The organism is Haloarcula quadrata, from assembly GCF_003634715.1.
Classification (GTDB): domain Archaea; phylum Halobacteriota; class Halobacteria; order Halobacteriales; family Haloarculaceae; genus Haloarcula; species Haloarcula marismortui.
On sequence record NZ_RBWW01000002.1, the window covers coordinates 502,944 to 529,023 of the forward strand.

Annotated in this window: 26 protein-coding genes; 12 read left to right on the forward strand and 14 right to left on the reverse strand. The window is 60.7% G+C overall.

From position 1 onward, the window contains the following. The first annotated feature begins 14 nt into the window (after window positions 1-14). Window positions 15-824, forward strand: a complete 810-nt coding sequence (locus BDK61_RS19635) for a hypothetical protein (protein WP_121304285.1) — start codon at window positions 15-17, stop codon at window positions 822-824. Between the two features lie 51 nt (window positions 825-875). On the opposite strand, the gene BDK61_RS19640 is transcribed toward BDK61_RS19635, so the two are convergent. From BDK61_RS19640 to BDK61_RS19655, 4 genes are all read right to left on the reverse strand, one after another. Then, window positions 876-1,886, reverse strand: coding sequence for a hypothetical protein (locus BDK61_RS19640; RefSeq protein WP_121304287.1), 1,011 nt, complete (start codon window positions 1,884-1,886; stop codon window positions 876-878). A 162-nt stretch (window positions 1,887-2,048) separates the two neighbouring features. Then, window positions 2,049-2,708 carry a cytochrome c biogenesis protein CcdA gene (locus BDK61_RS19645; RefSeq protein WP_121304288.1) on the reverse strand — a complete coding sequence of 220 codons (660 nt, stop codon included), beginning with the start codon at window positions 2,706-2,708 and terminating at the stop codon, window positions 2,049-2,051. A 1-nt stretch (window position 2,709) separates the two neighbouring features. Next, a complete protein-coding gene (locus BDK61_RS19650) occupies window positions 2,710-3,237 on the reverse strand; it encodes a TlpA family protein disulfide reductase (RefSeq protein WP_004965823.1) in 528 nt (175 codons plus the stop codon). Then, the gene (locus BDK61_RS19655) at window positions 3,234-3,911 is read right to left on the reverse strand and encodes an SCO family protein (protein WP_121304290.1); all 678 of its coding nucleotides are present in this window, start codon (window positions 3,909-3,911) and stop codon (window positions 3,234-3,236) included. The genes BDK61_RS19650 and BDK61_RS19655 overlap by 4 nt, the downstream gene beginning before the upstream one ends. Window positions 3,912-4,446: 535 nt before the next feature. Between BDK61_RS19655 and fmdA the strand changes: the two genes are divergently transcribed. Then, on the forward strand, window positions 4,447-5,718 hold the full coding sequence (gene fmdA / locus BDK61_RS19660; RefSeq protein ID WP_004965819.1) for a formamidase: 1,272 nt from the start codon (window positions 4,447-4,449) through the stop codon (window positions 5,716-5,718). Window positions 5,719-5,752: 34 nt separating this feature from the next. After that, window positions 5,753-7,369, forward strand: coding sequence for a TCP-1/cpn60 chaperonin family protein (locus BDK61_RS19665; RefSeq protein WP_121304292.1), 1,617 nt, complete (start codon window positions 5,753-5,755; stop codon window positions 7,367-7,369). 55 nt (window positions 7,370-7,424) lie between these two features. Here the strand turns inward: BDK61_RS19665 and BDK61_RS19670 are convergent, their stop codons facing one another. Both BDK61_RS19670 and BDK61_RS19675 read right to left on the reverse strand, forming a co-directional pair. Then, on the reverse strand, window positions 7,425-8,159 hold the full coding sequence (locus tag BDK61_RS19670) for a universal stress protein (protein ID WP_011222548.1): 735 nt from the start codon (window positions 8,157-8,159) through the stop codon (window positions 7,425-7,427). Between the two features lie 2 nt (window positions 8,160-8,161). Beyond that, window positions 8,162-9,592: an APC family permease gene (locus tag BDK61_RS19675; RefSeq protein WP_121304293.1), complete on the reverse strand. Its 1,431-nt coding sequence runs from the start codon at window positions 9,590-9,592 to the stop codon at window positions 8,162-8,164. Window positions 9,593-9,810: 218 nt separating this feature from the next. On the opposite strand from BDK61_RS19675, the gene BDK61_RS19680 reads away from it, so the two are divergent. Further along, complete coding sequence (locus BDK61_RS19680; RefSeq protein ID WP_121304295.1) at window positions 9,811-10,287, forward strand: Mov34/MPN/PAD-1 family protein; 477 nt, start codon at window positions 9,811-9,813, stop codon at window positions 10,285-10,287. 79 nt (window positions 10,288-10,366) lie between these two features. Here BDK61_RS19680 and BDK61_RS19685 read toward each other — a convergent pair whose 3' ends face one another. Further along, a complete protein-coding gene (locus BDK61_RS19685) occupies window positions 10,367-11,929 on the reverse strand; it encodes a sodium:solute symporter family protein (protein WP_004965809.1) in 1,563 nt (520 codons plus the stop codon). 419 nt (window positions 11,930-12,348) lie between these two features. Between BDK61_RS19685 and BDK61_RS19690 the strand changes: the two genes are divergently transcribed. From BDK61_RS19690 to BDK61_RS19705, 4 genes are all read left to right on the forward strand, one after another. Beyond that, window positions 12,349-13,365, forward strand: a complete 1,017-nt coding sequence (locus BDK61_RS19690; RefSeq protein WP_121304297.1) for a phosphate signaling complex PhoU family protein — start codon at window positions 12,349-12,351, stop codon at window positions 13,363-13,365. A gap of 187 nt (window positions 13,366-13,552) precedes the next feature. After that, a complete protein-coding gene (locus BDK61_RS19695; RefSeq protein WP_007188496.1) occupies window positions 13,553-14,659 on the forward strand; it encodes an agmatinase family protein in 1,107 nt (368 codons plus the stop codon). 222 nt (window positions 14,660-14,881) lie between these two features. After that, window positions 14,882-15,490 (forward strand): class I SAM-dependent methyltransferase, encoded by a 609-nt coding sequence (locus BDK61_RS19700; RefSeq protein WP_004965804.1) that lies wholly within the window; start codon window positions 14,882-14,884, stop codon window positions 15,488-15,490. Between the two features lie 199 nt (window positions 15,491-15,689). Further along, a complete protein-coding gene (locus BDK61_RS19705) occupies window positions 15,690-16,097 on the forward strand; it encodes a hypothetical protein (RefSeq protein WP_121304299.1) in 408 nt (135 codons plus the stop codon). A gap of 84 nt (window positions 16,098-16,181) precedes the next feature. On the opposite strand, the gene BDK61_RS19710 is transcribed toward BDK61_RS19705, so the two are convergent. Next, window positions 16,182-17,111, reverse strand: a complete 930-nt coding sequence (locus BDK61_RS19710) for an SDR family NAD(P)-dependent oxidoreductase (RefSeq protein ID WP_121304301.1) — start codon at window positions 17,109-17,111, stop codon at window positions 16,182-16,184. 223 nt (window positions 17,112-17,334) lie between these two features. Between BDK61_RS19710 and BDK61_RS19715 the strand changes: the two genes are divergently transcribed. Further along, on the forward strand, window positions 17,335-18,033 hold the full coding sequence (locus tag BDK61_RS19715; protein ID WP_279629729.1) for an SDR family NAD(P)-dependent oxidoreductase: 699 nt from the start codon (window positions 17,335-17,337) through the stop codon (window positions 18,031-18,033). Between the two features lie 105 nt (window positions 18,034-18,138). On the opposite strand, the gene BDK61_RS23610 is transcribed toward BDK61_RS19715, so the two are convergent. The 5 genes from BDK61_RS23610 to BDK61_RS19735 all read right to left on the reverse strand — a co-directional run bounded on the left by BDK61_RS23610 (window position 18,139) and on the right by BDK61_RS19735 (window position 21,802). Next, a complete protein-coding gene (locus BDK61_RS23610; RefSeq protein WP_004965797.1) occupies window positions 18,139-18,312 on the reverse strand; it encodes a hypothetical protein in 174 nt (57 codons plus the stop codon). A 211-nt stretch (window positions 18,313-18,523) separates the two neighbouring features. Beyond that, window positions 18,524-19,732, reverse strand: coding sequence for a PQQ-dependent sugar dehydrogenase (locus tag BDK61_RS19720; RefSeq protein WP_121304305.1), 1,209 nt, complete (start codon window positions 19,730-19,732; stop codon window positions 18,524-18,526). Window positions 19,733-19,805: 73 nt separating this feature from the next. Next, on the reverse strand, window positions 19,806-20,135 hold the full coding sequence (locus BDK61_RS19725; RefSeq protein ID WP_004965794.1) for a hypothetical protein: 330 nt from the start codon (window positions 20,133-20,135) through the stop codon (window positions 19,806-19,808). A gap of 107 nt (window positions 20,136-20,242) precedes the next feature. Then, window positions 20,243-20,578, reverse strand: a complete 336-nt coding sequence (locus BDK61_RS19730; RefSeq protein ID WP_121304307.1) for a hypothetical protein — start codon at window positions 20,576-20,578, stop codon at window positions 20,243-20,245. A gap of 117 nt (window positions 20,579-20,695) precedes the next feature. Then, complete coding sequence (locus BDK61_RS19735; RefSeq protein WP_121304309.1) at window positions 20,696-21,802, reverse strand: hypothetical protein; 1,107 nt, start codon at window positions 21,800-21,802, stop codon at window positions 20,696-20,698. Between the two features lie 85 nt (window positions 21,803-21,887). Between BDK61_RS19735 and BDK61_RS19740 the strand changes: the two genes are divergently transcribed. Beyond that, window positions 21,888-22,562 carry a ribonuclease HI family protein gene (locus BDK61_RS19740; protein ID WP_007188489.1) on the forward strand — a complete coding sequence of 225 codons (675 nt, stop codon included), beginning with the start codon at window positions 21,888-21,890 and terminating at the stop codon, window positions 22,560-22,562. A gap of 121 nt (window positions 22,563-22,683) precedes the next feature. Beyond that, on the forward strand, window positions 22,684-23,754 hold the full coding sequence (locus BDK61_RS19745) for an NAD(P)/FAD-dependent oxidoreductase (RefSeq protein ID WP_004965787.1): 1,071 nt from the start codon (window positions 22,684-22,686) through the stop codon (window positions 23,752-23,754). A gap of 62 nt (window positions 23,755-23,816) precedes the next feature. On the opposite strand, the gene BDK61_RS19750 is transcribed toward BDK61_RS19745, so the two are convergent. Beyond that, the gene (locus BDK61_RS19750; RefSeq protein WP_121304311.1) at window positions 23,817-24,215 is read right to left on the reverse strand and encodes a ribbon-helix-helix domain-containing protein; all 399 of its coding nucleotides are present in this window, start codon (window positions 24,213-24,215) and stop codon (window positions 23,817-23,819) included. A gap of 461 nt (window positions 24,216-24,676) precedes the next feature. On the opposite strand from BDK61_RS19750, the gene BDK61_RS19755 reads away from it, so the two are divergent. Continuing rightward, window positions 24,677-26,032 carry a sulfatase-like hydrolase/transferase gene (locus BDK61_RS19755; RefSeq protein WP_121304313.1) on the forward strand — a complete coding sequence of 452 codons (1,356 nt, stop codon included), beginning with the start codon at window positions 24,677-24,679 and terminating at the stop codon, window positions 26,030-26,032. Window positions 26,033-26,080 lie beyond the last annotated feature (48 nt).

Below are 26,080 nucleotides of genomic sequence, written 5' to 3' on the forward strand. Positions count from 1 at the left end.
TGATTTGATTCGGCATGGACCGTCGCTACGTCATTGGTCTCGCCGTCGCGCTCGTAGCAATCGGTATCGGACTGGCCGCTTTCACGGCCCCCTGGTCCCCGCAAACGACCTCACCTGGGCTGGACGAGACGTATCCTGCAGGGGCAGGTCCGGATCACATCAACTTCTCGGCGCTTGAGGAAGACGATATGAACGTCTCGCACACCCCCCGTGAATACTGGGACTCGTACGCTATCATCTACACCGCACCACCCGACCGCCCGCTCATAGAAGGCGATTATTATATCAATTCCAACACGGGGGAGATACTCGCTGACCGGTGGCACAACGCCACGGTCTATCGGAACGGGACGACGTATGCGGCCGTTCAACCGGTTGACGATATTCCGAACGAGCGCCAGAGGGAGGAACTGGAATCGGACGACAGCTACGTCTACCACGACGCCACCGACACGTATTACCGGTACGACCCACGCTACGGACAGATTGCGCCCACAAACATCGGCCGACATCCTGACCTCCTCGACGGGTACACGTGGACGGCCACCAACAGGACGACGCACCACGGCGTCTCCGTCATCACGTATCGCGTCACGGGCAAACGAGCGACCGCCGCCGACGACGCCCCACCGCTTCGCAACGGCACGCTCTCGCTCGGAGTCGAGGATGGGATCGTCTACGCGTTCGATATCACGTTTGGCAGAGACGGACGCACCGACCGATACACGTACGACGTTCGTCCCGCTTCCTTCCCGGACCACAGTTGGGTCGACACAGCCCGAGCGGTCGCTTCTGAGAACGCGACCGAGAGTTCCGCCCGTTGAGGCCCGTCAAGGTCCTCGTGACTTTGCGGCGTTCCGGTTGGTCACGACCAGTCAGGGGGTCACGATCAGGCTAAACCGATAGACGGTGCCTTGGTATTCGGCGACGACACCCCGGAAGTCGACTCGGTAGTCGTAGCTGTCTATCGGCTGGAGGTCGCCAGCGATGCCGAGCGCGTCCAAAACCTCAGCAAGTCCGTCAGAAGGCGGTGCGCCCTCTTCGTAGCGGCGAGGCTCCTCGCTGATCGCGTCGTCGATCACGCCACGAGCGGCCTCCGAGAGGTCGAGTGAGCTCAGATCGAGTTCCAGAACCGCCGTTCGTGCGTACTCCTGGAACGCTTCGCGATTGTTCGAGATCTCGTCGATGGTGTACGTCCATTCTGGGACAGTTACCGTCCGCTGCTCTGTGACGGGGCGAAAGTATTCGTCTTCGTACTCGATGTAATCGAACGGCGGCAATGGGACGAACTCACTGGCTTCAGCGTCAAGATGCTGGTGATACTCGACGGCCTGCAGGTTTTCGAATTGAGGGTCGCCGAGAAACCCATCGTTGCCCGCGTAGACCGCGTCGAGCGCAGCCTCAAGGACGCGTTTGTCCTGTGTCGAGCGGTCGAAGGGCCGTCTCTCGACCGTCGCGTCGTCCGGCGGCGTCTCCTCGGACCGTGTGACCGCAAAGTGCCAGCGGTCCCGTTCGAGCTGCCGTGCCTCGTTTATCTGGACCTGATAAAAGATCCCGTCCTGCCGGAGGAACGTCGGGCGCGGCCTCGTGTCTTTGCCCCACCGGTCTCGTCCGACGAGCGGCCACTGTTGGACGGTAACGCTACCGGTGTCGAACAGTTCTGACGTATACTGCTGTTTCGTCTCGGCAGTAAAGTCGACCCTGGTGGTCGCATCAATTGCGGTCGGGTCGGGCCAGAGATACGGCCGACCGATTGATGAGAGGTCCTGTTCACTGGCGATGAGCGCGTAGTTGTCGAGACTGCCGGGATTGAGACAACCGGCGGTCGCGGTGATCACCCCGGACGCGCCGATGAGTCGGAGGGCGTGGCGGCGAGAACAACGCATTGCTGTACCGAAGTAGTTAATATACCGATAAATTGCTTGTGGTGTAAATCTACGGGCGGACAGGCCGAATGCGTCGGGGCTTGACCTCGAGGCGGGTCACATCTCTCCGTGGGAATGCCACACGAGTCCGCATTTTTCGGGGCCAGCCCCCATTCGACTGAATTAGAACACGCCGAGTTCGAACACGGCGAGGTAAATCTGCCCGCCACCGGCGAGTATCATCACGACGGCTGCGATCTGGTGTATCCGTTGCAGGTACGTGCCGACGGTGTGCCAGAGGCTGATTCCAACCCCCGCAAGGAGGGTCACGCCGACAAGCGGAACCGCGACGCCGAGTGCGTACGCTGTGAGGACGAGAATACTTGTGTGGCCTGGCAATGCGAGCGCCTGGGTAACCACGCCGAAGAACAGCGGCACGACACAGCCCGCTGCGGCAACCGCGTACACAGCACCGAACACGCCGAACCCGGCTACCGACGCCGGTCGCTCTGGCAGCGGGACGCGGAGTTCGGGCTCGCGGTTCAGGAGCATCACGACGCCGAACACGACCAGACCGAGTCCGATGACCGGTTCGAGCAGCGGAAGTGCGTTCTTGAGCGGTTGCCCAAGTGCGAGGACGAGCAGCGCAACGAGGGTGAGCGCAGCAAGCGCTCCGCCAGCAGCGGCGGTGGCCGGTGGCAGCATACTCACATCCCCGCCGCTTTCACGCAGGTAGTACCCGATGTAGCCCGGGAGAAGCGGGAACGCACACGGGGCAAAAAAGGTCGCGATGCCAGCGCTCGCGGCGAACGCAAGTGTCCCGAGTACGGCAACATCCGCCATCTTACACCAGTGCGTCGAGTTCGTCTCGGAGCGTCTCTTTCCCGGCGAGCCCACTGTGACCGAACTGGACGGTCCCGCGCTCGTCGACGATCGCAATGTACGGAAGTCCGTCCGCCCCAAATGCCGCAAGCAACTCACTACCGGGGTCAATGCCGACAGTCCAAGCACCGCCGTTCCGGTTCCACCATTCACCAATGTCAGCCCTCGTCAGAGTCTCGCTCGGGCGCTCGTTCGTCACTGAGATGAACGAGACATCGGTGTACTCGGGCCGAATCGAATCGAGTATCTCGAGCTGGTCGTCACAGGGTGCACACCACGTAGCAAAGAGGTCGACTACCGTGACGGTTCCCGGCGTCGGTACGGGCGTCTCGCCTGCCGACGAGCCGCGTGCATCGAGCGTCTCAACGCGAACCGGAAGCTGGTCTGTGTTTTGGGACCGGATACCTGACAGCCCGTTCTGGGCAACCCACAGGCTTCCCCCGGTGAGACCGAGCCCGGTCATGGCCGCAACAACCTGCCGGCGGTTCACGCGGTTCTCACCGTTTCAAGGTCAGCAATAATGGTTTCTTCGTCCGGTGACTTCGAGCGGTAGGCACGCTCGACGAACCCATCGGCGTTGACCAGTAGCGTCAGTGCTGTATGCGTGAACATGTACATATCCATGTCCTCCGGTTCAGTTCGCTGGAACATAACCCCGAACTGGTCCTGTATGACAGCCTTCGCCCGCTGCTTCGACGCCGGTCGAAGGAACTGCCAGCTTTCGCTATCGGCGTCGACATTCATTTTGTCGGCATACACCCCGAGTCGTTCTGCGGTATCACGAGCGGGGTCGAACGTCATCGGGATGAACCGGACGCCAGCGGCGTAGCCGTTGTTCTGGGCGTGGCTCTGAATGTTTCGCTGCGTCGAGATGAGAACTGGACACACCGTCTGGCAGTGGCTATAAAAGAATGTGAGGAGGGTCGGCGTTTCAATATCCCGCAGTCGAACCTCGCGGGATGCGGTCGGTGTGGCGACACGCACGTCCGGAATCTGCTCACCCCATGCCGGGTACGGAAGGTCACTGCTCTCGAACTCCCGGTCGGGCTCTTCGAGGACGACGTCGGGATTCGAGTCGCCGAGCCGACCACCACCGAGACAGCCGGCGACTCCAACAATTGTTCCAGCCGCACCCGTCGATTTGAGAAGCGTCCGTCGGCGCATACGCAGTACTTGTGCCCTCGAATATTTGGAGAATCTGGTGTGACTCTCGTAAACCGTCGTTCGCCTGCTTTCGCGTGGTTTTGGACTGTGGGTGTGAGCAAAACCACAGCACAGTGAAAAAACAGTTCCCAGACTCGGACAGACGGCGTTGAACTGAGGCGAACCGCACATTGACATTCTCATCACGTGTTACCGGGGCACTGTGTACCGCGTACTCTCTGGCAAGTTCCGCTCAAATCACGTCATAGAGGACAGCGTCTCGTTGATTTAGGAGAGCAGTCGTGTCTCAACTGATACGCCGTGATAGTTGGCGTGTTATGAATGGGCATGTAACACTATCAAAAACAAGACTTTTCCATATTATATCCGTATTTTGGTGAGGGTGTCTGTACAGATTTTCTCTGTATTAAGATGAGTATGTAGCTATATCTCGAAGAATACGGAGATAAGATTTCGTATATTGTATCAGAAGTGGACATTCTAAACGTCAACCGTCCGAACACTTATGTGTAATCTATTCGATACTGTAGTCGTAATGCCAGAAACGAAGTTCGAGGTTGATGTCGACAGCGCGCCAGACGAACAACCGGGCGCGAACCCGTTCAATCGGTGGCACCCGGACATTCCGGCGGTCGTCGAAGCGGACCCTGGCGAGAGTATGCGATTAGAGGCACTCGACTGGACCGGCGGACAAATAACCGATAACGACAACGCCAATGAGGTCCGCGACGTGGACCTCTCGCAGGTGCACTATCTCGCAGGGCCCGTTCACGTCAACGGTGCCGAGCCGGGTGACCTGCTGAAAGTCGAGTTCCACGACATGGGGCCGCTCAACGACCGCTCGGAGTTCGGGTTCACTGGCACGTTCTCCCAGCAAAACGGCGGCGGCTTTTTGACCGATCACTTCCCGAAGGCGGCCAAATCCATCTGGGACATCGACGGCTACACAGTCTCCTCGCGCCACATCCCCGATGTCGAGTACGAGGGGAAGATCCATCCCGGTCTCGCAGGCTGTGCGCCAAGCGAGGAACTGCTGGAAGCATGGAACGAGCGCGAACAGGAACTCATCGACAAGCACGCCGAGGACCCCGAGTCGATACCGAACCATCCGACCGGGAAAGAGGAGCCAGCCGTGGCGAACCCGCCGACACCCGACGGCGCGCTCATGGGCGAGATGGACCCCGACGAGGCCGAGGAGGCAGCAGAAGTCGCGGCCCGAACCGTGCCACCTCGAGAACACGGCGGGAACCACGACATCAAGGACCTCTCCATCGGCTCAACGGTGTATTTCCCAGTCTACGTCGAGGGAGCGAAGTTCGGTATCGGGGATTTCCACGCCTCGCAGGGAGACGGCGAGATTTCCTTCTGTGGCGCGATCGAGATGGCCGCCTACGTCGATCTCGAATTCGACCTCGTGAAAGACGGGATGGAGAAGTTCGGCGTCGACCACCCGATCTTCGAGCCAGGTCACCGCGGGCCGAACTTCGAAGACTACGTCACCTTCTGTGGCTACTCCGTCACGGAGGACGGCGAACAGAAGTACATCGACTCCCACACCGCGTATCGGCGGGCCTGTCTGCAGGCTATCGACTACCTCAAGCAGTTCGGCTACACCGGCCAGCAGGCGCTGCACATTCTTGGGACTGTCCCGGTCGAAGGGCGTCAGAGCGGCGTCGTAGACGTGCCAAACGCCTGTTCGACGCTGGCGCTCCCAACGGGCGCGTTCGACTTCGACGCGTCCCCCGAAGGTATCGAGCACAACAGCGCCGACCGCGGTGACCTCTGTGTCACTGACGACCCGCTGTAATGAGAGCTAGAGACAATACGGGCTGTCGACACTGATGTTGGGAGAGACGACCGATGGCGACAGCAATAACGAGCCGAACCCCACACAGACCGCCGCAGGCGAACTCGCCGACGCAATCCGGACAACACTCGGGCCCAACGGATTGGATAAAATGGTCGTCGGCGAGAACGGGACGGTCATCGTCACCAACGACGGGTCGAAAATCATCGAGTGGATGGATATCACGCATCCAGTCGGTCGGCTGGTCGAGCAGGCCGCGGCTGCACAGGACAATACCGTCGGGGACGGGACGACGACGGCGGTTGTGCTGGTCGGCGCGCTTCTTGAGGAGGCTGCAACGCTTCGTTCAGCCGGGCTTCATCCAACGACAATCATCGACGGCTACGGCAGAGCCGTCGAGGCCGCTCTTGACCAACTTGCGCAGTACGAACGTGGCCTGCACAGCCGGCAGGACGACCGACTGACACAGATTGCGAAGACTGCCGTCACAGGACGGTGGGACGACGCTTCGACCGACCGGTTCGCCGAACTGACTCTCAGTGCGCTGCAGGCAATCGGGTTCGACAGGTCGCGGCTCACGCTCAAGTCCTACCCCGGCGGCGAACTCCGCGAGTCCGTCTGTCTCGACGGAGTGCTGGTCGATCTAGAGACATCATCGACATCCCTCAACGCCCTCAGTCACCCGCGCACCCGGACCCATGACGAGCCGGCTATCGCGATGGTCGACGCCGAAATCGGCATCGAGGAACCGAACAATGTCGAATCGGTGGAGCTGCAAGACGCGACACAGCGGAACGCGTTTCAGGCCCACGAACAGGACCGGAGGACCGAACTGGTAGAGCAGGTGGTACAGTCCGGTGCGACCGTGCTCCTCTGTCAGAAATCCATCGACGAAGCAGTCAGGACCGCGCTCGCCCAGCGGGGTGTCCTCCCTGTCGAACGGACCCGGCGAGACGAGTTCGATGTTATCGCCCGAGCGACAGGAAGCACGCCAGTCATGTCTGTCGACGACCTGACCGCGGACGACACCGGCACTGTTGGGTCGGTCACACAGCGGACGGTCGGGACTGCACAGACGCTCGTGCTGCAGGGCTGCCCCGAGGAGCACCGAGCAACGCTACTGCTCCGTGGCGGCACGCCACACGTCGCAGAGGAAGTCCGCCGCATCGTGGCAGACTGTATCGACGTTACTCGTGTCGCACTTGACGACGGCGTGTTCGTGCCGGGTGGTGGTGCGGTGCCGACCGCACTGGCGATGGACCTCGCCGCGCTGTCCCGTGAGATCCCGGACCGGACACAGCTCGTCTTCGATGGGTTCAGAACCGCACTGGAAGCCCTCCCCCGGACACTGGCCGCGAACGCGGGCACGGACCCACTGACCACGCTGACGGAGATAAAACAGCGACACGACGCCGGCGCAGAGACGGTCGGTGTCGGCCCCGATGGCCATCCCCGCGACATGATCGACGCGGGTATTCTGGAACCAGCCGCGGTGTTCAGGAGTGCACTGCAACGAGCAGTCGCCGTTGTGACACAGATCCTTCGGGTCGACGACGTTGTGCGAACCAGCACAAACGAGCGCACAGCGGACGGTGAACACGACCACGCCCACGCGGCGACGGGTGGCTATCCGTGGGCGGTGGGGCACTGAGAAGCGAGCAGACACCGACAGCCCTCCAGCCGACCGGCTGCTGGATCAGGCTGTGTTACTCGTCTTCATCCGCTGAAGGGCGTTCGCGCTGGGCCACGAACACCGGCCCGAGAAACCGGTTGGCGACCTGATCAGCCGGCATCCCGAACACGAATGTCGCCAGCGACGGGTCAGTTTCACCCATCACGACCGTGTCAAACCCATCAGAAACGTCCACAATTGCGTCAAGGGGGTTCTGGTCGCGGTCGATCCGCGTCTCGATAGTCGAGGGGTCCATGCCGAATTCTGCCAGCCGGTCCGCCAGCCCGCCGAGCAGTGTCTGGATATCGTCGTCGGTTGTGTCTTCATCCGCGACGTGATATAGCGTCACGTCAGCGTCCATCTCTCCGAACACACTGGCGACAACGCGGGCAAGCCGGTCGACCCCGATGGCCCCACGGACTGGGACCAGTACGTCTTCGACCGGCCCTGTGGCGTTCGGAACGAGAACAGCCATGCAGTCGTGCTCAGCAATCATACGGTCGATAGTCTTCTGTCCGTTATGAGTGAACACGAGTCGCCGCTCGACGGTGGCTCCGGCGTCCTCGAACATCTCCTGGTACTCGTCGAGCCGTTCCGTTGCCCGGTCCTCGAACTGCATCCGTGCCTGTCCGGGGGCAGTCTGTTCCGGGATGACGTGGTATCCCAGCAGGACGACGTGCGCATGGGCGAGCAGTTCGGGGACACCCTCCGGGACCGATTCTCCCTCGAGGACACGGATCGGGACGAGTATCGATAGACGGTCAGTCATACTCAGATATCTCCCTTGAGTGTCACGTCCCCAGCGTAATAACGGTACCAGAGGTACGAGGCAAGCATGACCACGACGCCGATACCGATTGACGCGGGCTGCATGAAGACGATCAGTCCGAAGCTCGCGAGCGCGCCCACGACCGGGACCAACGGATAGCCCGGTACTCGATAGCTTGGCGAGTACCACTCTGGGTTCCGACGGCGCAACACGAGCAGGGCGATACACATCAGCCCGTACATAATCAGGTGGAGAAACGAGGCGACTTCCGCAAGGAGTTCGACCCGGCCAGTCGCGACGAGGACGAGGATCGGGCCGCCAGCGGAAAGCAACGCGACGTGTGGCGTGCCGTATCGAAGGTTGACTTCGCTCGCCTTTCTGGGAAGCAACGCGTCGCGGCTCAGCGCGTACACGGCCCGCGAGGCACTGAGAATCGACGCGTTCGCGCTCGAAAACGTCGCCAGCAGCCCGGCACCCAGAATCGCGACCGCACCGGGCAACCCAAGGAAGTCACGGGCTACTTCGACCATCGCTGTCTCCCCGAATTCGCCGAGTCGTTCAGCGCCAAACGCGCTGGTTGCGACGAAAATTGTGACAATGTAAAATACGGTCACGATCAGGACCGAGCCCACCATCGCCAGCGGGAGGTTCCGACTCGGTTGTTTGATTTCACCTGCAACAGTGGCGACCTGTGCGAATCCCAGATACGACGTGAACACCAGCGCAGCGGTCGTCAACACCCGGAAGTACCCTCTGGAGAAGAACTGCTCCGGAACGGTGCCGCCGCCGAACACACCAACAGCATCAAGAACGCCGTAGGAAAGGAAGCCCGTCAACACCACGAGGAGAACCCCGACTACGACGTTCTGGAGCTTCGCGGTGTTTTCCGTGCCGCCGATACTCAACGCCGTCAGTGCGACCCCGAACAGCAACCCGATGCCGATGACCGGGCTGAACGGGAGCCCGATGCCGAGCTCGGCGAACACAGCGCTCGCGTAGTGGCCGAGCCCAACCAGATAGAACGCGGACGCGAACATCAGGCCCAGCCACAGCCCAAGGCCTACGATTGCGCCATAGGCCGTCCCCATCCCCCGCGAGATGAAGTAGTATCCGCCGCCGCTCCGTGGCATCGCTGTCGCGAGTTCCGAAGTCGGAAGCGCCACGAGCAACGCTATCAGGCCGCCAATAGCAAACGAAAGGGTAGCTGCGAGCCCAGCGTTTGCGGCCGCCAGCCCCGGGAAGACGAAGATTCCGGCTCCGATCATCGTCCCAATCCCGATTGCCAGCCCGCCGACCAGCCCGATAGTCCGTTCTAGTTCAACGTTGTCGTCATGGACGACTGTGTCGTCGGTGACGGCTTCCGGCTCCTCAGCAGGTGCCTCACCGGCGATGTTCTCGCCCGCAGGGTCAACGTCGACAGGCTGTTCAGCCATGTGACAGAATATCCCCACCTGTCTGATAAAACCGCCGGCAGGAGACATAGCAGACACCGGGGATAACAGCGGTAACTGTCCGTAAGACGGATTGAACAGGCCGTTATGAGGATATCGGGCCGTATCGGAGTCTCTCGGTAGTCGGGTGAGACCCCAGTTGTGGCTTCAGAAGCCAGTCATTTGGTTAAGCAGCACACCCAGCCAGTCGAAACAATTCTATGCGTAGGTCACCTCTACGTAGTACTGTGCGGTTCAGTCATCATCCTCAGGCGCTCATCATTCCCGACGATATCCGGGACACAATGGCGGCGCATATCGCGGCGCGTCACCCCCACGAGGCCGGTGGATATCTGGCGTGTACGCGACGGGACAGTCGGTTGTACGCGACCGACCATGTTCCGCTCGACAACGTTTCCCCCAGACCGCGGCGTCGGTTTGTCGCCACAGACACCGGTGCCATTCCAGCAGGGCCACGAGTGTTCTATCACTCACACACAGCAGCGTCGACACCATCAGGGTTGACGGGCACTGACCGACAAAACATCCGTGACCGGTTCGCGCTCGTCGTGTTTGCCCCACATGGGGAGCCCTACAGTTACCGGCTGTTCCGACTGGGGTTGTTTAATTGGCAAGAGGTTCCAGTGATGGGAGAAGCATCCCAAGAAGAGCCAGCCAGATTGCCACGGCTTGTTTGAGGGGCTGTAGGGGCGTATCGCTTCGAGACTGCTGTGTGCCGGGCGAAAACAATTATCAAGTGGGGTCGAATACGTCCGGTTAGTCTTCCTCGCCGCCAGCTACAATGTTGGGGTTGCTCTGTTTCTCGACGCTGTAGATCGGGTAGTCGTCCTTGGTCGCGTAGGCGATGACGAGGAACGACACGAGCCCGACCCCGGCGGCGATGAACGTCGGCAGGCCGTCGAAAGCGGCGGTGAAGATGTCGTTCGGGATATACAGGAGCGTGTTTTCGTAGGCGTAGGTCGTCGGCACCAGCACGAAGAGCACGAGACGGGTGGCGGAGCCGGCGATCATCGAGCCGAGTGCTGCCGGCGTGGTCGCGATATCGGACCAGTATAGCCCCATCACCAGCGGGACAAACGCGCCGGCCAGCATGATGTCGAACGCCAACACGAGCAACATTCCCGTCGCAGAGACGCGTATCGCAAGGAACACACCAAGCAGCGTAATCGGGACAGACATCAGGCGCGTGACGGTGAGCAGTTTGTCACTCTCCGAGCCAAAGAAGCCTTCATCGACGCCGCCGTCCGCGGCGGCTGCCGGACTGCTGGAACTCTCCTCGTCGACGCGGATGTTGCCGATGTTACGGGCGATGACGGCCGACGTTCCCAGAATCGCCCCGTCGCTCGTCGAGAACGAGGCGGCGACGATGCCGGCGAGCACGAGTGCAGCCAGCCACGGTGGCACAGCGTTCTGGAGGAGCGTGTACAGCACAGCCTGATTCCCGGCTTCCACACCGAGCGAGGCAAGAATCGGGTTCGCCGACAGCGCAACGACGGAGAACGGGACGCCGATAATCAGCGTACCGGCGGCCCCGATGAAGCAGGCCTTCTGTGCGGTTTCGGGGCTATCAGCCGCAAACACCCGCTCCATGAAGTCGATAGCGACGATGTCACCGAGGCCGAGAGCGACGATGGTGGCGAGGTTGATGTACGCCCCCTGACTTGGGTCGGTGAGCTGTCCGAGGTTCGTCGGTCCCATGCCGGTGGGAATGGTGATGCCGTAGTTCGTCGTGACGTAGATAATAAGCGCGATGGAGCCGATGAACGCGACGCCTGCCTGTAACACGTCGGTGTAGGCGACCGAGAACAGACCGCCGGCGACAGTGTACGCGAGCACGAGCCCGGCGATGATGAATACGCCCAGCTGGAAGCTCGTTCCGACGAAAATCTGGAAGAGGTACCCGCCGGCGACAAGGTTCCCCGCAAGCAGGAACGCGTAGGCGACGGACATAATGATGCTTGCGACGATCTCAGCGGTCCGACCGTACTTCCGGCGGTAGAAATCCGGTAGCGTCGTGAGGTTGAGTCGGTTCATCGGTTTCGCAAAGAACAGCCCGGTGAGGAACAGACAGAGCGCCAGCCCGACGGGCAGTGCCGCGCCGGCCCAGAAGCCAAAGCCTGCTGCGAGGTCGGTATTCCCGAGCGTTGCGTTTGAGTCGAGCGACTGCGCCATCAGCGTCGCCGCAGCCAGCGGAAGGATAAGTCCCCGACCGGCGACGATGTAGTTGATGCTGTCGCCGTTGACTTTCTTGGCAACATAGAACCCGATGGCCATCATCGTCACGATGGTGGCGGCGAGTCCGTAGAGGATGACGCTCACGGCGAACCACCACTGTTGACGATTGAACAGGTATCAACGTTTTTTACCCTACTTCTCGCACTTTTCTTCCCGATACAGTTTGGGTTTGGGTAGTATTCAGTCACATGAGTTCCGTTTTGAGGACCACATAAAGACGTTGTGACAGTATTGTTTACACAGTGGAGTTATCCCGCAACGTCCATGGACTGTAGGCGTAGGTGAATGGACATATGTACAGTACCTTATTGAATATGTTCCCTAAAACTGTTTTAATACGCATCCCAAAATTGAGTGAAAATCTGTCTACTTCTACGCCCGCTTGGAGTATTTGTTCCAACCCAAAGTAGAAAATGCGGCCTGACCGGACACGAAATAGAGAAATAAATGCACGAAGCTCGAAATCTCAGGAGGACAAGGCAGTGACGCCCGACCCGATTCGAATGAAACGGAAAGTCCAGCAGTTGGGCTCCTCCACGCTGGCGGTGACAGTGCCCGTCGACTGGGCGCGCCAACACGACATCTCGAAGGGTGACGAGGTCATCGTCCAGCGCGACGAGAACGGCGGGTCGCTGCTCGTCGTCCCTGAACAGCCAACCATCGAGGATGTGGAGGCGACCATCGACGCCGACGCCCTGACCCCCGATGCACTGGAGCGGGCCATCATCACGCAGTACGTTCTGGCCCGACAACTCATTCGGGTTGAGGCGACGGCACCACTGGGGATCGAACACCGTAATGCCGTCATGAACGCCGAGCGCCGGCTAATGGGGCTTGGCATCGTTGAACAGGCCGAAACGACAGTGACAGTACGGTGCTCAGTTGCGCCGGAGGACTTCGACCTCCCGACGCTGCTGGGCCGACTCAGTCGGACCGAGGCAGTGATACGTGGAGATGCGATTTCCGCGCTCATCGAGGGAGACACCGACCTCATCGAAACAGTAGAAAGCCGTCAAGAACAGGTCGAGAAGCTGTTTTATCTGTTTCTCCGTCTGGTGTTTACCATCTACCGGAACCCACGACTGAACCAGGCCGTGGGACTGGAGACCGGATTCCCCCTTATCGGATACCGCTCGGTCGCACAGGACGTGGTTCTGATGGCTGACACAGCCGTCGAGATCGCGAGTCTGGCGACCGACTCGGCGACGCCCGATCAGTTGACTGCGTCAAAGCTCACCGAACTTGGGGACGCACTTGACGACGCAGCCAGCGCAACCCGGTCGGCGGTGACGACACCCGACTACGACGCGACCGAAGACGCCCGCGCCGCGTTCGACCTGGTCGACGACAGGATCGCCGACCTGAACGCACATCTGGAATCAGAGCGTCCCGAACCGCTGCTGGCGCTCCAGCGCGCTGTGGTCCTGCTTGAACGCAGCGCTAGACACGCTCGCGATAGCCTCTCGGTTGCGACGCATCTGGCCTTCCGGAATGACCCCTCGCTGGTCACCGGGGAGTAACTGCTGACCGAGAGGGGCGAGCCAGCATTAAATTCCTTAAGGAAACTCGAACGGTACATGTCCACTCGTGGTCATAGGAGTGGGTTTTACACATCCGAAGGAACGCTTATCCGTAGTTCGCAATCATCTACTTTTGTCGATACACACGCTGGGTTCGACCAGTTCGAGCCCGGGAAACAACTATATCATGACTGATCGAAACGGCGACGACATCTACGGCGAAAAGCACAAAGAAGCGAACGAACCCATCTTCAGCGGCATCCCAACCTTCCTCAAACTCCCGGAGGTCGAGCGCGACGCGCTTGACGAAGAGAACGTCGACATCGGCATTCTCGGCGCGCCGCTGGACACGGCGACGACTATTCGTCCGGGCACCCGCTACGGCCCACGTGCGGTCCGGGCTGCCTCAACGGTCCCCTCGCCACCCTACGAGCACTTCAATATCGAGACCGGTATTGACCCATTCGACACGTTTAGCGTCGCCGACACCGGTGACGCTGCTGTCTCTCCCGGTGACACGCGCCAGAGCCAGTTGAACATCGAGGATGCCGTCTACGAGATCAGCGAGCAGGCAACGCCCATTGTCATCGGCGGCGACCACTCTATTTCATACCCCGATATCAAGGGCTGGGCCGAAGCGAACGACTACGACGACATCGGCCTCATCCACTTCGACTGTCACGCGGACACGGGCGACGAAGGGCTGACCGGCTTCGAGTACGACCACGGCGCGTGGGTCAAGCGCGTCTTCGACGACGACCTCATGGCCGGCGAGAACTACACCCTGATCGGCCCGCGTGGCTTCTGGCCCGGTCCGGACACCTACGAGGAGATGCGGGAGGCCGGCATGAAGTGGTACACTTCCATGGAAGTCGGTGGGATGGACCTCGACGACATCGTCACCGATGCCGTCCAGCGGGCTACCGACGGCACTGACGCTGTGTGGGTCTCCTTCGACGTGGACGTGATGGAGCCAGCTTACGCGCCCGGCACTGGCGAACCCGAACCCGGCGGCCTCATCCCGCGTGAAGCCATCTACATGGTCCGTGAGGTTGTCAAGGCGCTCGACCCTGAGGACTTCGGCTTCGACGTGGTCGAGGTTTCCCCGGCCTACGACACCAGCGACAGCAGCTCCTACAACGGTGGTGTCACCAGCGGGCTTGCCAACCGACTCATCATCGAGGTGATGGGGAGTATGGCACTCGCCGAAAAGGGACTGGAATCTGGCGACCCGATCAAGCCCAAGGAACCGCTCGGTCCCACGGAAGAAGCCGAGACGCCCGCCGACGACTGAGATAACGCCGCGGTATACGCCTCAATCGCTATTGTTGTACTCCGTTGGTGGGCGGTACTTGAGGGATGGTGTGTCGGCCGATGGACGCTGGCTCGGATGACGCAGGAATGGTGTCACAGGATAGCCATCGGCGATACGTGGACGCATCAGTACGCTCGGTGTTGAGATGGGCCCCATTTAGACCGTCGTTCGGGTTTTCTTGATGGAGTTCTAACCGATAGTATGGCGTCGGTCCTTACCTCACTGGGGCGATCTCGGCGGGATGAAACCGACGACGACAATTTCTACGATAGCCCGCGGTTCGTGACACACGCCGACGATGGATTCATAAACAAGTTGACAAACATCTACGCGTCGGTGCTGTCTCCCGGCGACCGCATCTTCGATTGTATGAGCAGTTGGGTCTCACACCTGCCGGACGAGGACTACGGTCGGACTGTTGGTCACGGACTCAACGCAGCCGAGCTTGCGGCCAACGACGCACTCGATGAGTGGTTCGTGCAGGACCTCAATCGTGAGCAGTCGCTGCCGCTTGATGACGATGCGTTTGACGCAGTATTGTGCGCGCTATCGGTCCAGTACCTCCAGTATCCGGCTGCTGTGTTCAGTGAGTTCGACCGGATTCTGGCACCGCAGGGCCGTGTCATCATCAGCTTCACGAACCGGATGTTCCCCACGAAAGCAGTCCGAGCGTGGCGCGTTGCCGACATGGACGAGCGCACGACGCTGGTTGAGGCATACTGTCGTGCAGGTGGGTTGACGGTAACAGAGACGGTTACAGCGCAACCGGAAAACGACCCACTTGTCGCCGTTATCGCGCAAAAAGAGTGAACAGACGGCGGCCGACGCGGCAGTAGCGAAGCGCGCTCTTCATAGCGGAAATCAGCACGGCCGGGACAGAAAGTCCGGACTGCCCGGTGCCGGCAGATGGCAACTACTGGAGTGGCGTTCGCTGTGGCCGCCTAGATGGTTAATTCGCTTGGTGTTGGCCGTGCGACAGCATTTGTATCTACAGAACATACTGCCTAGTATGGCATCGGAACAGCACGACGCCACGGAGACGCCAGCTACTGAGCCGAATCCTGCGGCGCTCTCGCTTGTCGGCGGGTTCGTCGGAACGGTGAGTGGGCTGAAGCGCGGCGGGCTCCCCGGCGCTATGCTCGGCGGACTCGTCGGTGGGACCACTGGGTACGTCGCTGGTGCTGCAGCAAAGGACGCAGCGACCGGCCACGAGACGCACAGCGATGAACCGATTACGATTGAGACGACAGACGCGGAACACGAGGATGACGGCACCAAGAGTGGGTCAGAGGAAGACGTAGCAGGAAACGAGCATGAAGACGCGTCGGCCGACCCTGACAGTGATGCTGAGGCTGACAGCGATGACGACAGTGATAGCGATGGCGGACACAGCGACGCTGACGAATCAGACGCCTGAGACACACTGAACATAGCCCTGTCGCGCACGGAGAACTCGGCACGCGAGACCCCCGATCAGCAGTCCTGTGATCTCACTCGACAGTCAGTTTTCAGTTGGAGCGGACGATTGTACATCGCCGAGTGGCACATCGATTCCCAGTAGGTCAGCGCTTCGCCGCCAGAGCCGGCTTGCAGCCGTCCGGTCCCGAGCAGCGTGTGAGGGTGTCGCCGGGCGTTGGCCAGCGAAGTACCGGCCAGAAACATCGCCGATTCGGCTGGACACGGCGAGATGCAGGATTTCGGCTGCGCCGTCTTCGACAGACGTGATTCCCGGCACAGCATCGAAGAGCTTGACGAACTGCGGGATCGGGCCGGGAAGGAACCGGCTGAACCCGCTCCCGGGGATCGCACCTGGGTGGAGACAGTTCGAAACGACATCCCGGCCTGTGGTCTCGAGTCGGCGCGCCAACTCCGTCGCAAACAGCACGTTCGCGAGCTTCGAATGACTGTATGCCCACGTCCCCGTGTAGCGGTCGACAGTGGTTACCCGGTCCAGATCAAGTGAGGTCCCTCTGTGCGCGCTTGAGGCGGTTGTAACGACACGAGCGCCAGCGTTGAGATGGTCAAGCAGCTCTGTGGTTAGTAGGTACGGCGCGAGGTGATTGACGTGGAACGTGTATTCAACACCGATGTCCGTAAGCCGGCCCTGACGGAACAGTCCGCCGGCGTTGTTAACGAGGATATCGAGCCCGTCTGTCTCGTCACGGACGGTGGCTGCGAGAGACCGAACCTCGTCGATAGCAGCGAAGTCGGCTTGGACGAACGCCGCGTCGACGCCCAACCCCGACAATTCAGAGACAACCGCCGCACCTGCGTCAGCGTCCCGACCATGCACGATAACATCCGCCCCGAGGCGACCCAGAGACAGCGCCGCCTCGCGCCCGATACCGCTGGTCGAACCGGTGACAAGTACCTGCATGCCCGTGCAATCGATATCCGCGACACCGGCCCGTTCCGCAGGTCGTTTCGCCATGGTAGTACTACTGTCTCTCCAAGTATAACGGAACGGCTAGTACGGTTATTTGCGACCGAGCGACGTATCGAACTCACGAGCCGGTTGCCAGTACGAGAAGAGCTCATGACCGGACAGCAGCCAGTCATCGAGAGTTGTGAGTACCCGCGCATTTTTGATGGTCACAGCGGTATATTGAGAGGTGGTAGCAATTCAACCGGAGCTAGACGGGCGCACTGCTCTTGTGACAGGGTCTGCGAAGCGAGTCGGCCGAGAGATGCTCCTTGAGTTGGCGGCTGCCGGTGCCGATGTCGCCGTGCATTACCGGACGAGCGAAGAAGCGGCGGCGGAGACAGCAGCCGACGCACGGGATCACGGCGTTGAGGCAATGACTGTGGAAGGTGACGTAACTGAGCCTGACGCCGTTGATTCGCTGTTCTCGGACTGTGAATCGGAACTGGGGGATGTCGATATCTTGGTCAACGCAGTTGGTCCGCTCCCACAGGGGCGGTGGGATGAGCTGTCCCTCGATGAGTGGAAAACCGCTGTTGAGGGGTGTCTATACTCGACGTATCTGTGCTCGCAGCGAGCGCTCCCGTCGATGCGGGCAGCCGGCTGGGGACGGATTATCAACTTCGGCGTGGCAGACGCGCGTGATGACAGGGCAGTCCCGATGAACTTCCCGTACTTCGCGGCAAAAAAGGCAGTCCTGCAGTTCACGCGAACGTTGGCGTATGATACACAGGACGACGGGATTACAGTCAACGCTGTGTCGCCCTTCGCGGTCGAGAACACGGTTGTAGATGTCTCGGAGTTTCCGCGTGGGCGGGCAGCCACGTTCGAGGACGTTGCGGCACCGATTCTGTTTTTCTGTAGTGACGCGGCTGCGTACATTTCTGGCCAGAACGTGGCCATCGACGGTGGTCGACTGCAAGAAGCGTGACCGGTCAGGTAGCGGTCCGTGCGCGGCCAGGTGTGGTTTTACGGGCCGGTACAGCTCCGCGGAACCGTCTATCTCGTCCTGAGAGCAGCGTCTATGTTTGAGCTATCAGACGCTATCAGCGGCTTCCGGCTCATCGCTATCCTGGCGGGCAAGTACGATGCCAGCAATGAAGCACGCAGCTCCCAGCCCGTACAGGCCATAGCTCAGTGGTGCCGAAACGAGGAACCCTGCGACGATCAGTACTCCGAACGCGGCGTGCAGAATCGCAGTCTGATTCACGGCCGGTTTAGCGGGTTCAGAAGCAAAAATGACCCGGTCCGGAGCTTGCGGTTCGGGACTAAACGATGCAAATCTGTGTGGCGTTTTGCGACTAGAACGGCACCGATGCGACCGGAGCGGTATCCAGTCACCGTTGCCGCACCTCTCCCGCACCAATTAGACCCTATGCACAGGTCGCCGGCCCCACACAGTTGTCGCCGAGTCTCCCGACTTAGGCGGGCTGGAGTCGGACAATCGGTGCATTCGACGCATCAACGACAGCAAGGATATGTCCGCTTCCGGGTTCAACCACGACATCGCGGATGCGCCATCCGCGGTCGGCGAGGAGAGGTGTCGCCTCTTCGACCGTTCGCCCGTCGACGGTAAACCGGGCCAGGTACTGCGACGCCAGTCCGCCGACGAGCAAGTCACCAGTCCACTCAGTGAATGCGTCGCCGGTGTAGAAAGTCGCGCCGCTGGGTGGGAACCCACCGGAACCACAGTCCCACGAATACACTGGTGCGACGACATCGTCGCGGTCCGCATGGCTGACACCGATCGGGTCCCCGCTGCCGTAGGTACAGCCCTCGTCGGCGACCGGCCAGCCGTAGTTCGCGCCCCGTTCGACGATGTTGATTTCGTCGCCGTCTTGCTCGCCGAACTCGGCCTGCCAGATAGCGCCGGTGTCAGGATGGACGGTCATTCCCTGTGCGTTACGGTGGCCGTAGCTGAATATCGAATCGACCGCGTCCGGGTCGTCGGTGAACGGGTTCGCATCGGGAATCCCGCCCGAAGGCGTCAGTCGAAGCGTTGTTCCGAGTTCGTTTGTCCGGTCCTGCGCGACGTGGTCAGGCCCGAAGTTCTTGAACTGCCTGTCGCCGACAGTCATGTACACCAGCCCGTCAGGGCCAAACACGACGCGGGACCCGAAGTGGCCGTCAGAGTCGACGAACGGCTCGGCGACGTGTAGTTGTTCGAATTCCTCGAATTGCGCGTCAGTCACGTTCAGGCGACCACGCCCCAGATGTGTGGCCGACTCACCGCTGTCGTTGGCCTTCGAATATGTCAGATACACCCACGCCGGGTCCGGAAAGTCTGGATGCAACGCCGCATCAAGCATCCCGCCCTGGCCGCTCGCATACACAGACGGTGCGTTACTGACCGGTGTGACTGTACCGTCGGCCGAGTCGACCAGCACCACGCTGCCGACGCGCTCCGTGGCCAGCAGTTGCGAGCCATCAGGCAGCGGCGTGATGCTCCACGGGGATTCGAGCCCATCGGCGACGGTTTCGACAGTCACAGCGGTCGCTGAGTCGTCGGTCTGTCTAGAATCCGTGGCTGTATCGCCGTCCCCTTGTTGGTTGTCACTGAGGGCACTACAGCCCGCGAGTGTCCCTGCGACCGTGAGCCCGCTCGAAGCAAGGAAGGTCCGTCTGTCCATCGTGGCCACAGCTACGGTCTCAGTGCTGTTAACTGCGGTCCCAACTGCGGACAGTCCGCTGCAATCATACGCTTTAGGACCGGGCGTGTTCGACGGCGTCCTTGGCGGTATCGCCGACGTACTCGTAGAACTGTCCGCGCAGGCTGTCGCTGTGCTGTGACATCTGCGTGATGACTGCGACGTGGTCGCTTTCGATGGCGAACACGATGTCAAGCGGTAGTCCGTAAAACTCACCCCGCAGTGTAAATTCGTTGTCCGGGTACAGGTCGTCGTGGTTCGGTGACGCGCGTCGGCACACGTACCCAGTGTGGTCCCGCAGTACGGTCTTGAGTTGTCCTGGCGTGAGATATCGGTCGGCTTTCTCTGCAGCGGTGTGACTTACTTCGATTCGGTCGACGGTCATCAGATATCTATCCGGTAGGCAGCGACGGCTTATTTGGGCTCCCATCCGTCGCGTCCAGTCATTGGAGCAAGCAACGCGGCAACCGCTGGGTAGCTGTACGGTATCTGCTACTCGAGTTTTCCACGCCACCGAAGCGAGTTATTGTTCAGTTCGACGACTGCGGACCGTCCCTCGTCGAGCATCCGGTCGGCGATGTCGATAGCTAGCGTGAGTTCCGCCACAGAGAGGTGTTCGTACGCCGGCCGCCCGTTGACGTGGTCGTACCACTCGTCTTCAAACACGGTATCCAAGACGACGCGGCTGAAACAGTGGTCTCGGTGAATTGGCCAGTCCCCGCTCGCCCGTGCTCGCGCCGGGAGGGTTTCAGTGACCTTCCGAAGATACGTCTCCCGGAGCGACGCAATGTCGACACCAGTGAGCGTCGTCTGGCCCATACAGGACATATGGTTCTCCGGGAGAATAACACTGTTCGTGCGGGAGAGCAGACAGTACGATTGTCGTCGCTAATATAACTGGAGGCGAGGCCAACGCGACCAGACAAGTGCGTCAAAGCTAGTGCATCACTCACTGGAATTGTACGGCTGTACATCACCGTCGACTTCCGAGACGCGGCGGTGAAGGTCACGTGCTGTTGCCTGTGACACCTCCACACGAACATAAATCGCATCGTCGTATTCAGTTGCGTGCACGGTCGCTTCCCCGTGTAAGTCCGACACAAGCGCATGTGCGGCGTCACTGTAGGGGAGTTTGACCGCGAACTCCGACGTTTCGAGCAGTGTGTCGAGCGCGTCGCGGGCCGCGGACTCGGTGTCGGATGGCAGGGTTCGGCACCGGACATCGAACTCCTCAGCAACCGCGGTGAGCAGAGTCTCACAGCCCTCACCGACGCCAAGCACGCACGTTGCCTGTTCAATTGCCGCTGTCAAGCCGGGGATGGCGCTGCGTAGCCAGTCCGGGACACCGTGGCTACCGAGGATTCCGGGCGTGTCGGTCACCGCCAGCGTATGCGGCCCGACTGTCGCCGTCGCAGTCGTCGGCTGGGCCGGTCGGCCAACAGTAGCGGTTGCAGTTGTTTCAGTGAGGGCAGCCCAGATGGGGGTCGTCGGAGCGCTAACCCGACCGAGCAGCACTACCCGGCCGTCGACGGACGAGTAGCTGGTCTGGACCCGCTGGCGGGCCACTGTTCGTCGCTTTTCGAGTGTGTCCCGTAACTCCTGTATCCGTTCGTCATGCGCTGTGACGGAGCCACTTGTCCCGGATGGGCCCTGTTCCGCTGCGTCGCGTTGCTCGGCGGCGGCCGCGCGGCGGGCAATCCGAGCCTGCTGGAGTTCCAGACACGTCGCTGCAACAGGGTTCGCTTCGCCAAGCCACTCCCAGACTGCGGCACGCTTATCTCGAACCGTGACCGGCGAAAGTCGCGTCTGCAAGTCAACGCTCTGTCCCGGGTGCATCTCACCGTCAACAACCACAGTCACGGGCCCGTTGTCGGAGTCGGAACAGCGCTGCTCGACGGCTTCGACAGTTGTAGGCGAAAGGTAGTACTGGTTGTCCTCCGGGCGGTCGGTGACGAACGTAGTAACCGGTCCGTCGCTGTGTGGCGAAACAATCGCAGACAGCCCCTGCGTGAGCTGTCCGGACTGGCTCACGAGTAGCGTTGGCGCAGTCATCACCCAATAGCCGTAGTATGTGTTCGGCCGTTTTGGGCCTGTCGCGGCGAAGTGTCTTTTACTCGCCCGCAGTTACACTCTACTGATGGACCGTCACGATCAGCCGGCAGGTGACAGAGAGCGTCTGCCAGCCGAGACGCTCTCGCCGCTGGCAACACGGGTCGACGAGCTGCTTGCGCTGTATCGCTACGAGCTCACCCCCGCTATCGATGCGATCAATGCTGCCGTTGCCGGCTACGGCGGCCTGTTCGACCCGGACACGTCTGCTGCTGAGATACGGACCGCAATCGATGATCTCCTCGAATCCAGCCCACCCCCGACACAGCAAGAAACGACCGACGACGCCGCGTCACGAGTCGTCCTCTATGTGGACGGCAGCGCACACAGTAACGGCCCAGCTGGTGCTGGTGCTGTGATTCAGGCTGATGAGACACCGATTGCCCAACTCGGACGACCGGTCGGCTCCCGGACAAACAACAACGTCGCCGAATACGCTGCCCTCCACCTTGGACTGCAGGCGCTGGCGACACGGTGTGACCCGGAATCGGTTGAGATACGCATCGATTCGATGACCGTCATCAATCATATCTGGGGTGACAGTGAGAGCACCGTGAAGGCGACGCCGTACAGCACCGCAATCACGGACCATCTGTCGGCACTGCCTACCCACGAGTGGACGCATCTGGCCGACAGTGACCCGAATCCGGCTGATGCACAGGCGACGGTCGGGGCCGACATCGCGGCCCTTGGCCCGGGGTGAGAGAGGACTGCCAGCGAATCGGTCGTTCGCGTCACTCATAGCGTGGCTCACCAGCGTCAGATTGCTGTGTCGGTCGCCGCCGTTCTGCTGTTTTTATTCCTTGAGCACGTACACTACGGTAATGTATACTGACGGGCAGTACGATTACGACGTGGCCGTTGTCGGCGGCGGGCCTGCCGGACTGACGAGCGCACTATACACCTCCCGGCTGGGGATGGACACGATTGTTATCAACCGCGGTGGGGGCCGCGCTGCAATGATGACAGACACGCACAACGTCATCGGCGTGACCGAGGATGTCTCAGGGAACGAATTCCTGGAGACAGCGCGCGAACAGGTGCAGGACTACGGCGGAACCTACGAGCGGGGCTTTGTCGAGTCAGTGGACCCACTCGCTGACGAGGAGGACGGCTTCACGGTGACGACGAGCGACGGCGAACTGGCGGTCAAGCGAGTCGTGCTGGCGACCGGGTTCGCCGATGAGCGCCCGGACCCGCCGCTGCCACGGACCGGCAAGGGGCTGCACTGGTGTCTCCACTGTGACGCGTTCATGTTTGTCGGTGAGCCGGTGTTCGTCATGGGGACCGGCGAAGCCGCGGCCCACGTCGCGATGATTATGCTGAACTACACCGACGACGTTGACATCCTGACCCGCGGCGAAACGCCGGAGTGGAGCGACGAGACGCAGACGATGCTCGACAATCACCCGGTCGAGATCGTCGAAACGGAACTCTCCGGGAAGCAGACCGACGACGACGGCTGGCTATCCGCCTACGAATTCGAGGACGGAAGCGTTCGGGAGTACAAGGGTGGCTTCCCGATGCTGGGGTCGGACTACCACGCGGAACTGGCCGATGAACTGGGGCTCGATAGAAACGACGACGGGACGGTGGCCGTCGACGACCACGGCGAGACCAGTGTCTCCGGTGTCTACGCTGTCGGAGACCTGACGCCGGGCCACAACCAGATCCCGATCGCCATGGGTGAGGGCGCAGACGCGGGTATTGCGATCCACAAAGACCTCAGGAAGTACCCGCGTTCAGTCGACGACATCGAGTCCGAGGGAGCGGTCGAAGATGTGGAGGTGCCCGCTGTCTCGGAGGAACTGTTCGCCACGGCGCTGACCCACGAGGGGCATGCTGCCGGGCCACGGTCAGAGGAAGCGCCAGAGGCCCGCGCTGACGACGACTAACATTCCGAAGGATAGTTCAATCAAATACGGCAAGGCAACCGAGTATCGACTCCGGAAAGCAACTATTCGTCGTCGGTGTCGCGCTGTCGATAGGATTCAAGCAAGTCGTCAAGCAGCAAGCAACGAGGGTCAGTGACGGGGTAGGCAGTGTCGATGTACTCTTCTGCCGTCTCGATATCACCGCGAATAGCGAACTGCCGGACGCGCGCAGCGTTCTCGTAGAAGTTCTCGTTGATCTCCGGCGACATCTCGGCCCGACTGGAAACCGCCTGGTATTGAAAGACCTCTTTCTGGAGTTCGTCGAAATCAACCATCTCCGGTTCGTAGTCCTCGATTTCCGAAAGGACGTACTCAACGGCGAACCGCTGAAACTCGGACTTGTTCGAGAAGACACCCTCTTCTACCATCTCCTCGACGCAGTCCATCACCGCTTCGGGGAACCGGACCGTTGACTTGACCACGTATTACTCATCAGACTGTCGACCCATATAAAATATACTCCCGTGGGGCCTGGCACACTGTGTCTTGGCTCTACTGAAGCCCTACTTTTCAAATAGAAAACAGGGAGAAACAGTCGGTCAGTAAGGGGCGCAGTCTCGACGCAGTACTGGACGATTGGGAGACAAAACTAGTACTTGCTGCAGATTGTAACAGAGCCTGTGTGTCGGGTTTCTGTCATAGTCCCAGACGTGACCCGTTGCCTCGAAATGGTGGGAAAATCGTAGCCGGTGTGCAACGGTAGCAAGAGTTGACTCTGGCGCTTACTGACAGAAGAGTTCTCCGCCGGCAACCGTCGAATAACCGACTGGCTCTCCGGGCATTCGATGTAATTCCCAGACGTATCGATATGACAGCCAGTCTGTCGTGAAAGAGAACGGTTACAGAACATACTTTTGCCGTGAAGACTTCCTAAAGCCTGACAATGGGTCGGCCAAACGTGTTACTCGTCGTTCTTGACTGTGTACGCGCGGCGAACACTTCGCTGTTAGGTCATCGGCGCAAGACCACACCCTTCCTCGAAGAGTTTGGTCGTGAGGCGACGGTGTACACGCAGGCACGAACGACCGCGAGCTGGTCGCTGACGGCCCATACGAGCCTATTTACCGGTGTTCCGTCCGAGGGTCATAAACTCCAGATAACCGAACGGCTGCAACCCGGCCAGACCATCTTTGATTTCCTCGATGGGGAGGGCTACGAGACCGGCGTGTTCACCGAGAACCCGTATCTCACGGTTCACCCGTCCGGGCTCAGTGACAGCTTCGAGACCGTCGTGACGGAACGGCCCGATTCGACGGACGTTGACGACCCATCCGAGACCCGCAACGGTGTCGACGGCTTCTGGTACGCTGATAGACTGGCTGAGTGGATCGACGAGCAAACGGAGTCCTGGGCTGCGTGCCTGAATCTGATGGATGCGCATATGCCGTACGCAACGCGGGACGCCTACGATGAGTGGGGGGCGGACTTTTACTGGGCAACGCATGACGAACTCCCGATCAAGTGGGAGTGGAGTGTCTATGGGGAGCAACTCCCGGCGGGCGTCGGACAACTGCTTGAGCCGCTGTACGACGGCGCGATTCGCCAGACTGACGCCATTCTGGAGCAGGTCATTGGTGCTCTGGAGGCACGTGGTGTTTTAGACGATACGCTCGTGGTCATCACGTCGGACCACGGTGATGGGTTCGGAGAGCCGCCACAGGCCGCCACAGAACCACCGGCCGTCATGCACGGGATGGGCACGCAGGAGGAACTGTTTCACGTCCCACTGGTCGTCCGCGGACCGGGGCAGACCGGGGGACGGCGAATCGAGTCCCTGGCGACGTTGGCACAGTTTCCCGACGCTGTGCTGGCTGCCTTTGACGGCGAAGCGGACGACTCTGGGTGGTTCGTCGCACCCGATGGGCAAACAACTGCATATCAGGCACCACCGACCGGGCAGACGGCGGAGTACGCCGAACAGTACACTGACGAACCGGACCGATTCCGACAGTCTGCATCACTGGTGTATCGTGATGGGCCCGGCGACACCGTATACAAGCGCGCAGCGTGGGGGGATGATGAGTACGAAGCGGTCGTGCGGGGCCGGCGGTCCGAGTCGAGCGACGACACACCTATTGACCGCCCGCCATCGGACGTTGTCGCTGACTCCGCAGAGCACAGTGAGACGCTCGAAATCACCCAACTCGCCGCCGGGGAGGATGAAATGGCAGAATACGACATCGATGGCTTTGAGGACATAGATCTCCAGTCGCGGCTGGAGCGACTCGGCTATCTCTAAAACGGTGCTAATCAGGCCGAAACCGAGCATCGTCCGCCACACTCGTCC

Coding starts and splice junctions, on each gene's coding strand:
- BDK61_RS19635 (WP_121304285.1), top strand. CDS start 15: ATGGACCGTCGCTACGTCATTGGTCTCGCCGTCGCGCTCGTAGCAATC.
- BDK61_RS19640 (WP_121304287.1), bottom strand. CDS start 1,886: ATGCGTTGTTCTCGCCGCCACGCCCTCCGACTCATCGGCGCGTCCGGG.
- BDK61_RS19645 (WP_121304288.1), bottom strand. CDS start 2,708: ATGGCGGATGTTGCCGTACTCGGGACACTTGCGTTCGCCGCGAGCGCT.
- BDK61_RS19655 (WP_121304290.1), bottom strand. CDS start 3,911: ATGCGCCGACGGACGCTTCTCAAATCGACGGGTGCGGCTGGAACAATT.
- fmdA (WP_004965819.1), top strand. CDS start 4,447: ATGCCAGAAACGAAGTTCGAGGTTGATGTCGACAGCGCGCCAGACGAA.
- BDK61_RS19665 (WP_121304292.1), top strand. CDS start 5,753: ATGTTGGGAGAGACGACCGATGGCGACAGCAATAACGAGCCGAACCCC.
- BDK61_RS19670 (WP_011222548.1), bottom strand. CDS start 8,159: ATGACTGACCGTCTATCGATACTCGTCCCGATCCGTGTCCTCGAGGGA.
- BDK61_RS19675 (WP_121304293.1), bottom strand. CDS start 9,592: ATGGCTGAACAGCCTGTCGACGTTGACCCTGCGGGCGAGAACATCGCC.
- BDK61_RS19680 (WP_121304295.1), top strand. CDS start 9,811: ATGCGTAGGTCACCTCTACGTAGTACTGTGCGGTTCAGTCATCATCCT.
- BDK61_RS19690 (WP_121304297.1), top strand. CDS start 12,349: ATGAAACGGAAAGTCCAGCAGTTGGGCTCCTCCACGCTGGCGGTGACA.
- BDK61_RS19695 (WP_007188496.1), top strand. CDS start 13,553: ATGACTGATCGAAACGGCGACGACATCTACGGCGAAAAGCACAAAGAA.
- BDK61_RS19700 (WP_004965804.1), top strand. CDS start 14,882: ATGGCGTCGGTCCTTACCTCACTGGGGCGATCTCGGCGGGATGAAACC.
- BDK61_RS19705 (WP_121304299.1), top strand. CDS start 15,690: ATGGCATCGGAACAGCACGACGCCACGGAGACGCCAGCTACTGAGCCG.
- BDK61_RS19710 (WP_121304301.1), bottom strand. CDS start 17,111: ATGGCGAAACGACCTGCGGAACGGGCCGGTGTCGCGGATATCGATTGC.
- BDK61_RS19720 (WP_121304305.1), bottom strand. CDS start 19,732: ATGGACAGACGGACCTTCCTTGCTTCGAGCGGGCTCACGGTCGCAGGG.
- BDK61_RS19725 (WP_004965794.1), bottom strand. CDS start 20,135: ATGACCGTCGACCGAATCGAAGTAAGTCACACCGCTGCAGAGAAAGCC.
- BDK61_RS19730 (WP_121304307.1), bottom strand. CDS start 20,578: ATGTCCTGTATGGGCCAGACGACGCTCACTGGTGTCGACATTGCGTCG.
- BDK61_RS19735 (WP_121304309.1), bottom strand. CDS start 21,802: ATGACTGCGCCAACGCTACTCGTGAGCCAGTCCGGACAGCTCACGCAG.
- BDK61_RS19740 (WP_007188489.1), top strand. CDS start 21,888: ATGGACCGTCACGATCAGCCGGCAGGTGACAGAGAGCGTCTGCCAGCC.
- BDK61_RS19745 (WP_004965787.1), top strand. CDS start 22,684: ATGTATACTGACGGGCAGTACGATTACGACGTGGCCGTTGTCGGCGGC.
- BDK61_RS19755 (WP_121304313.1), top strand. CDS start 24,677: ATGGGTCGGCCAAACGTGTTACTCGTCGTTCTTGACTGTGTACGCGCG.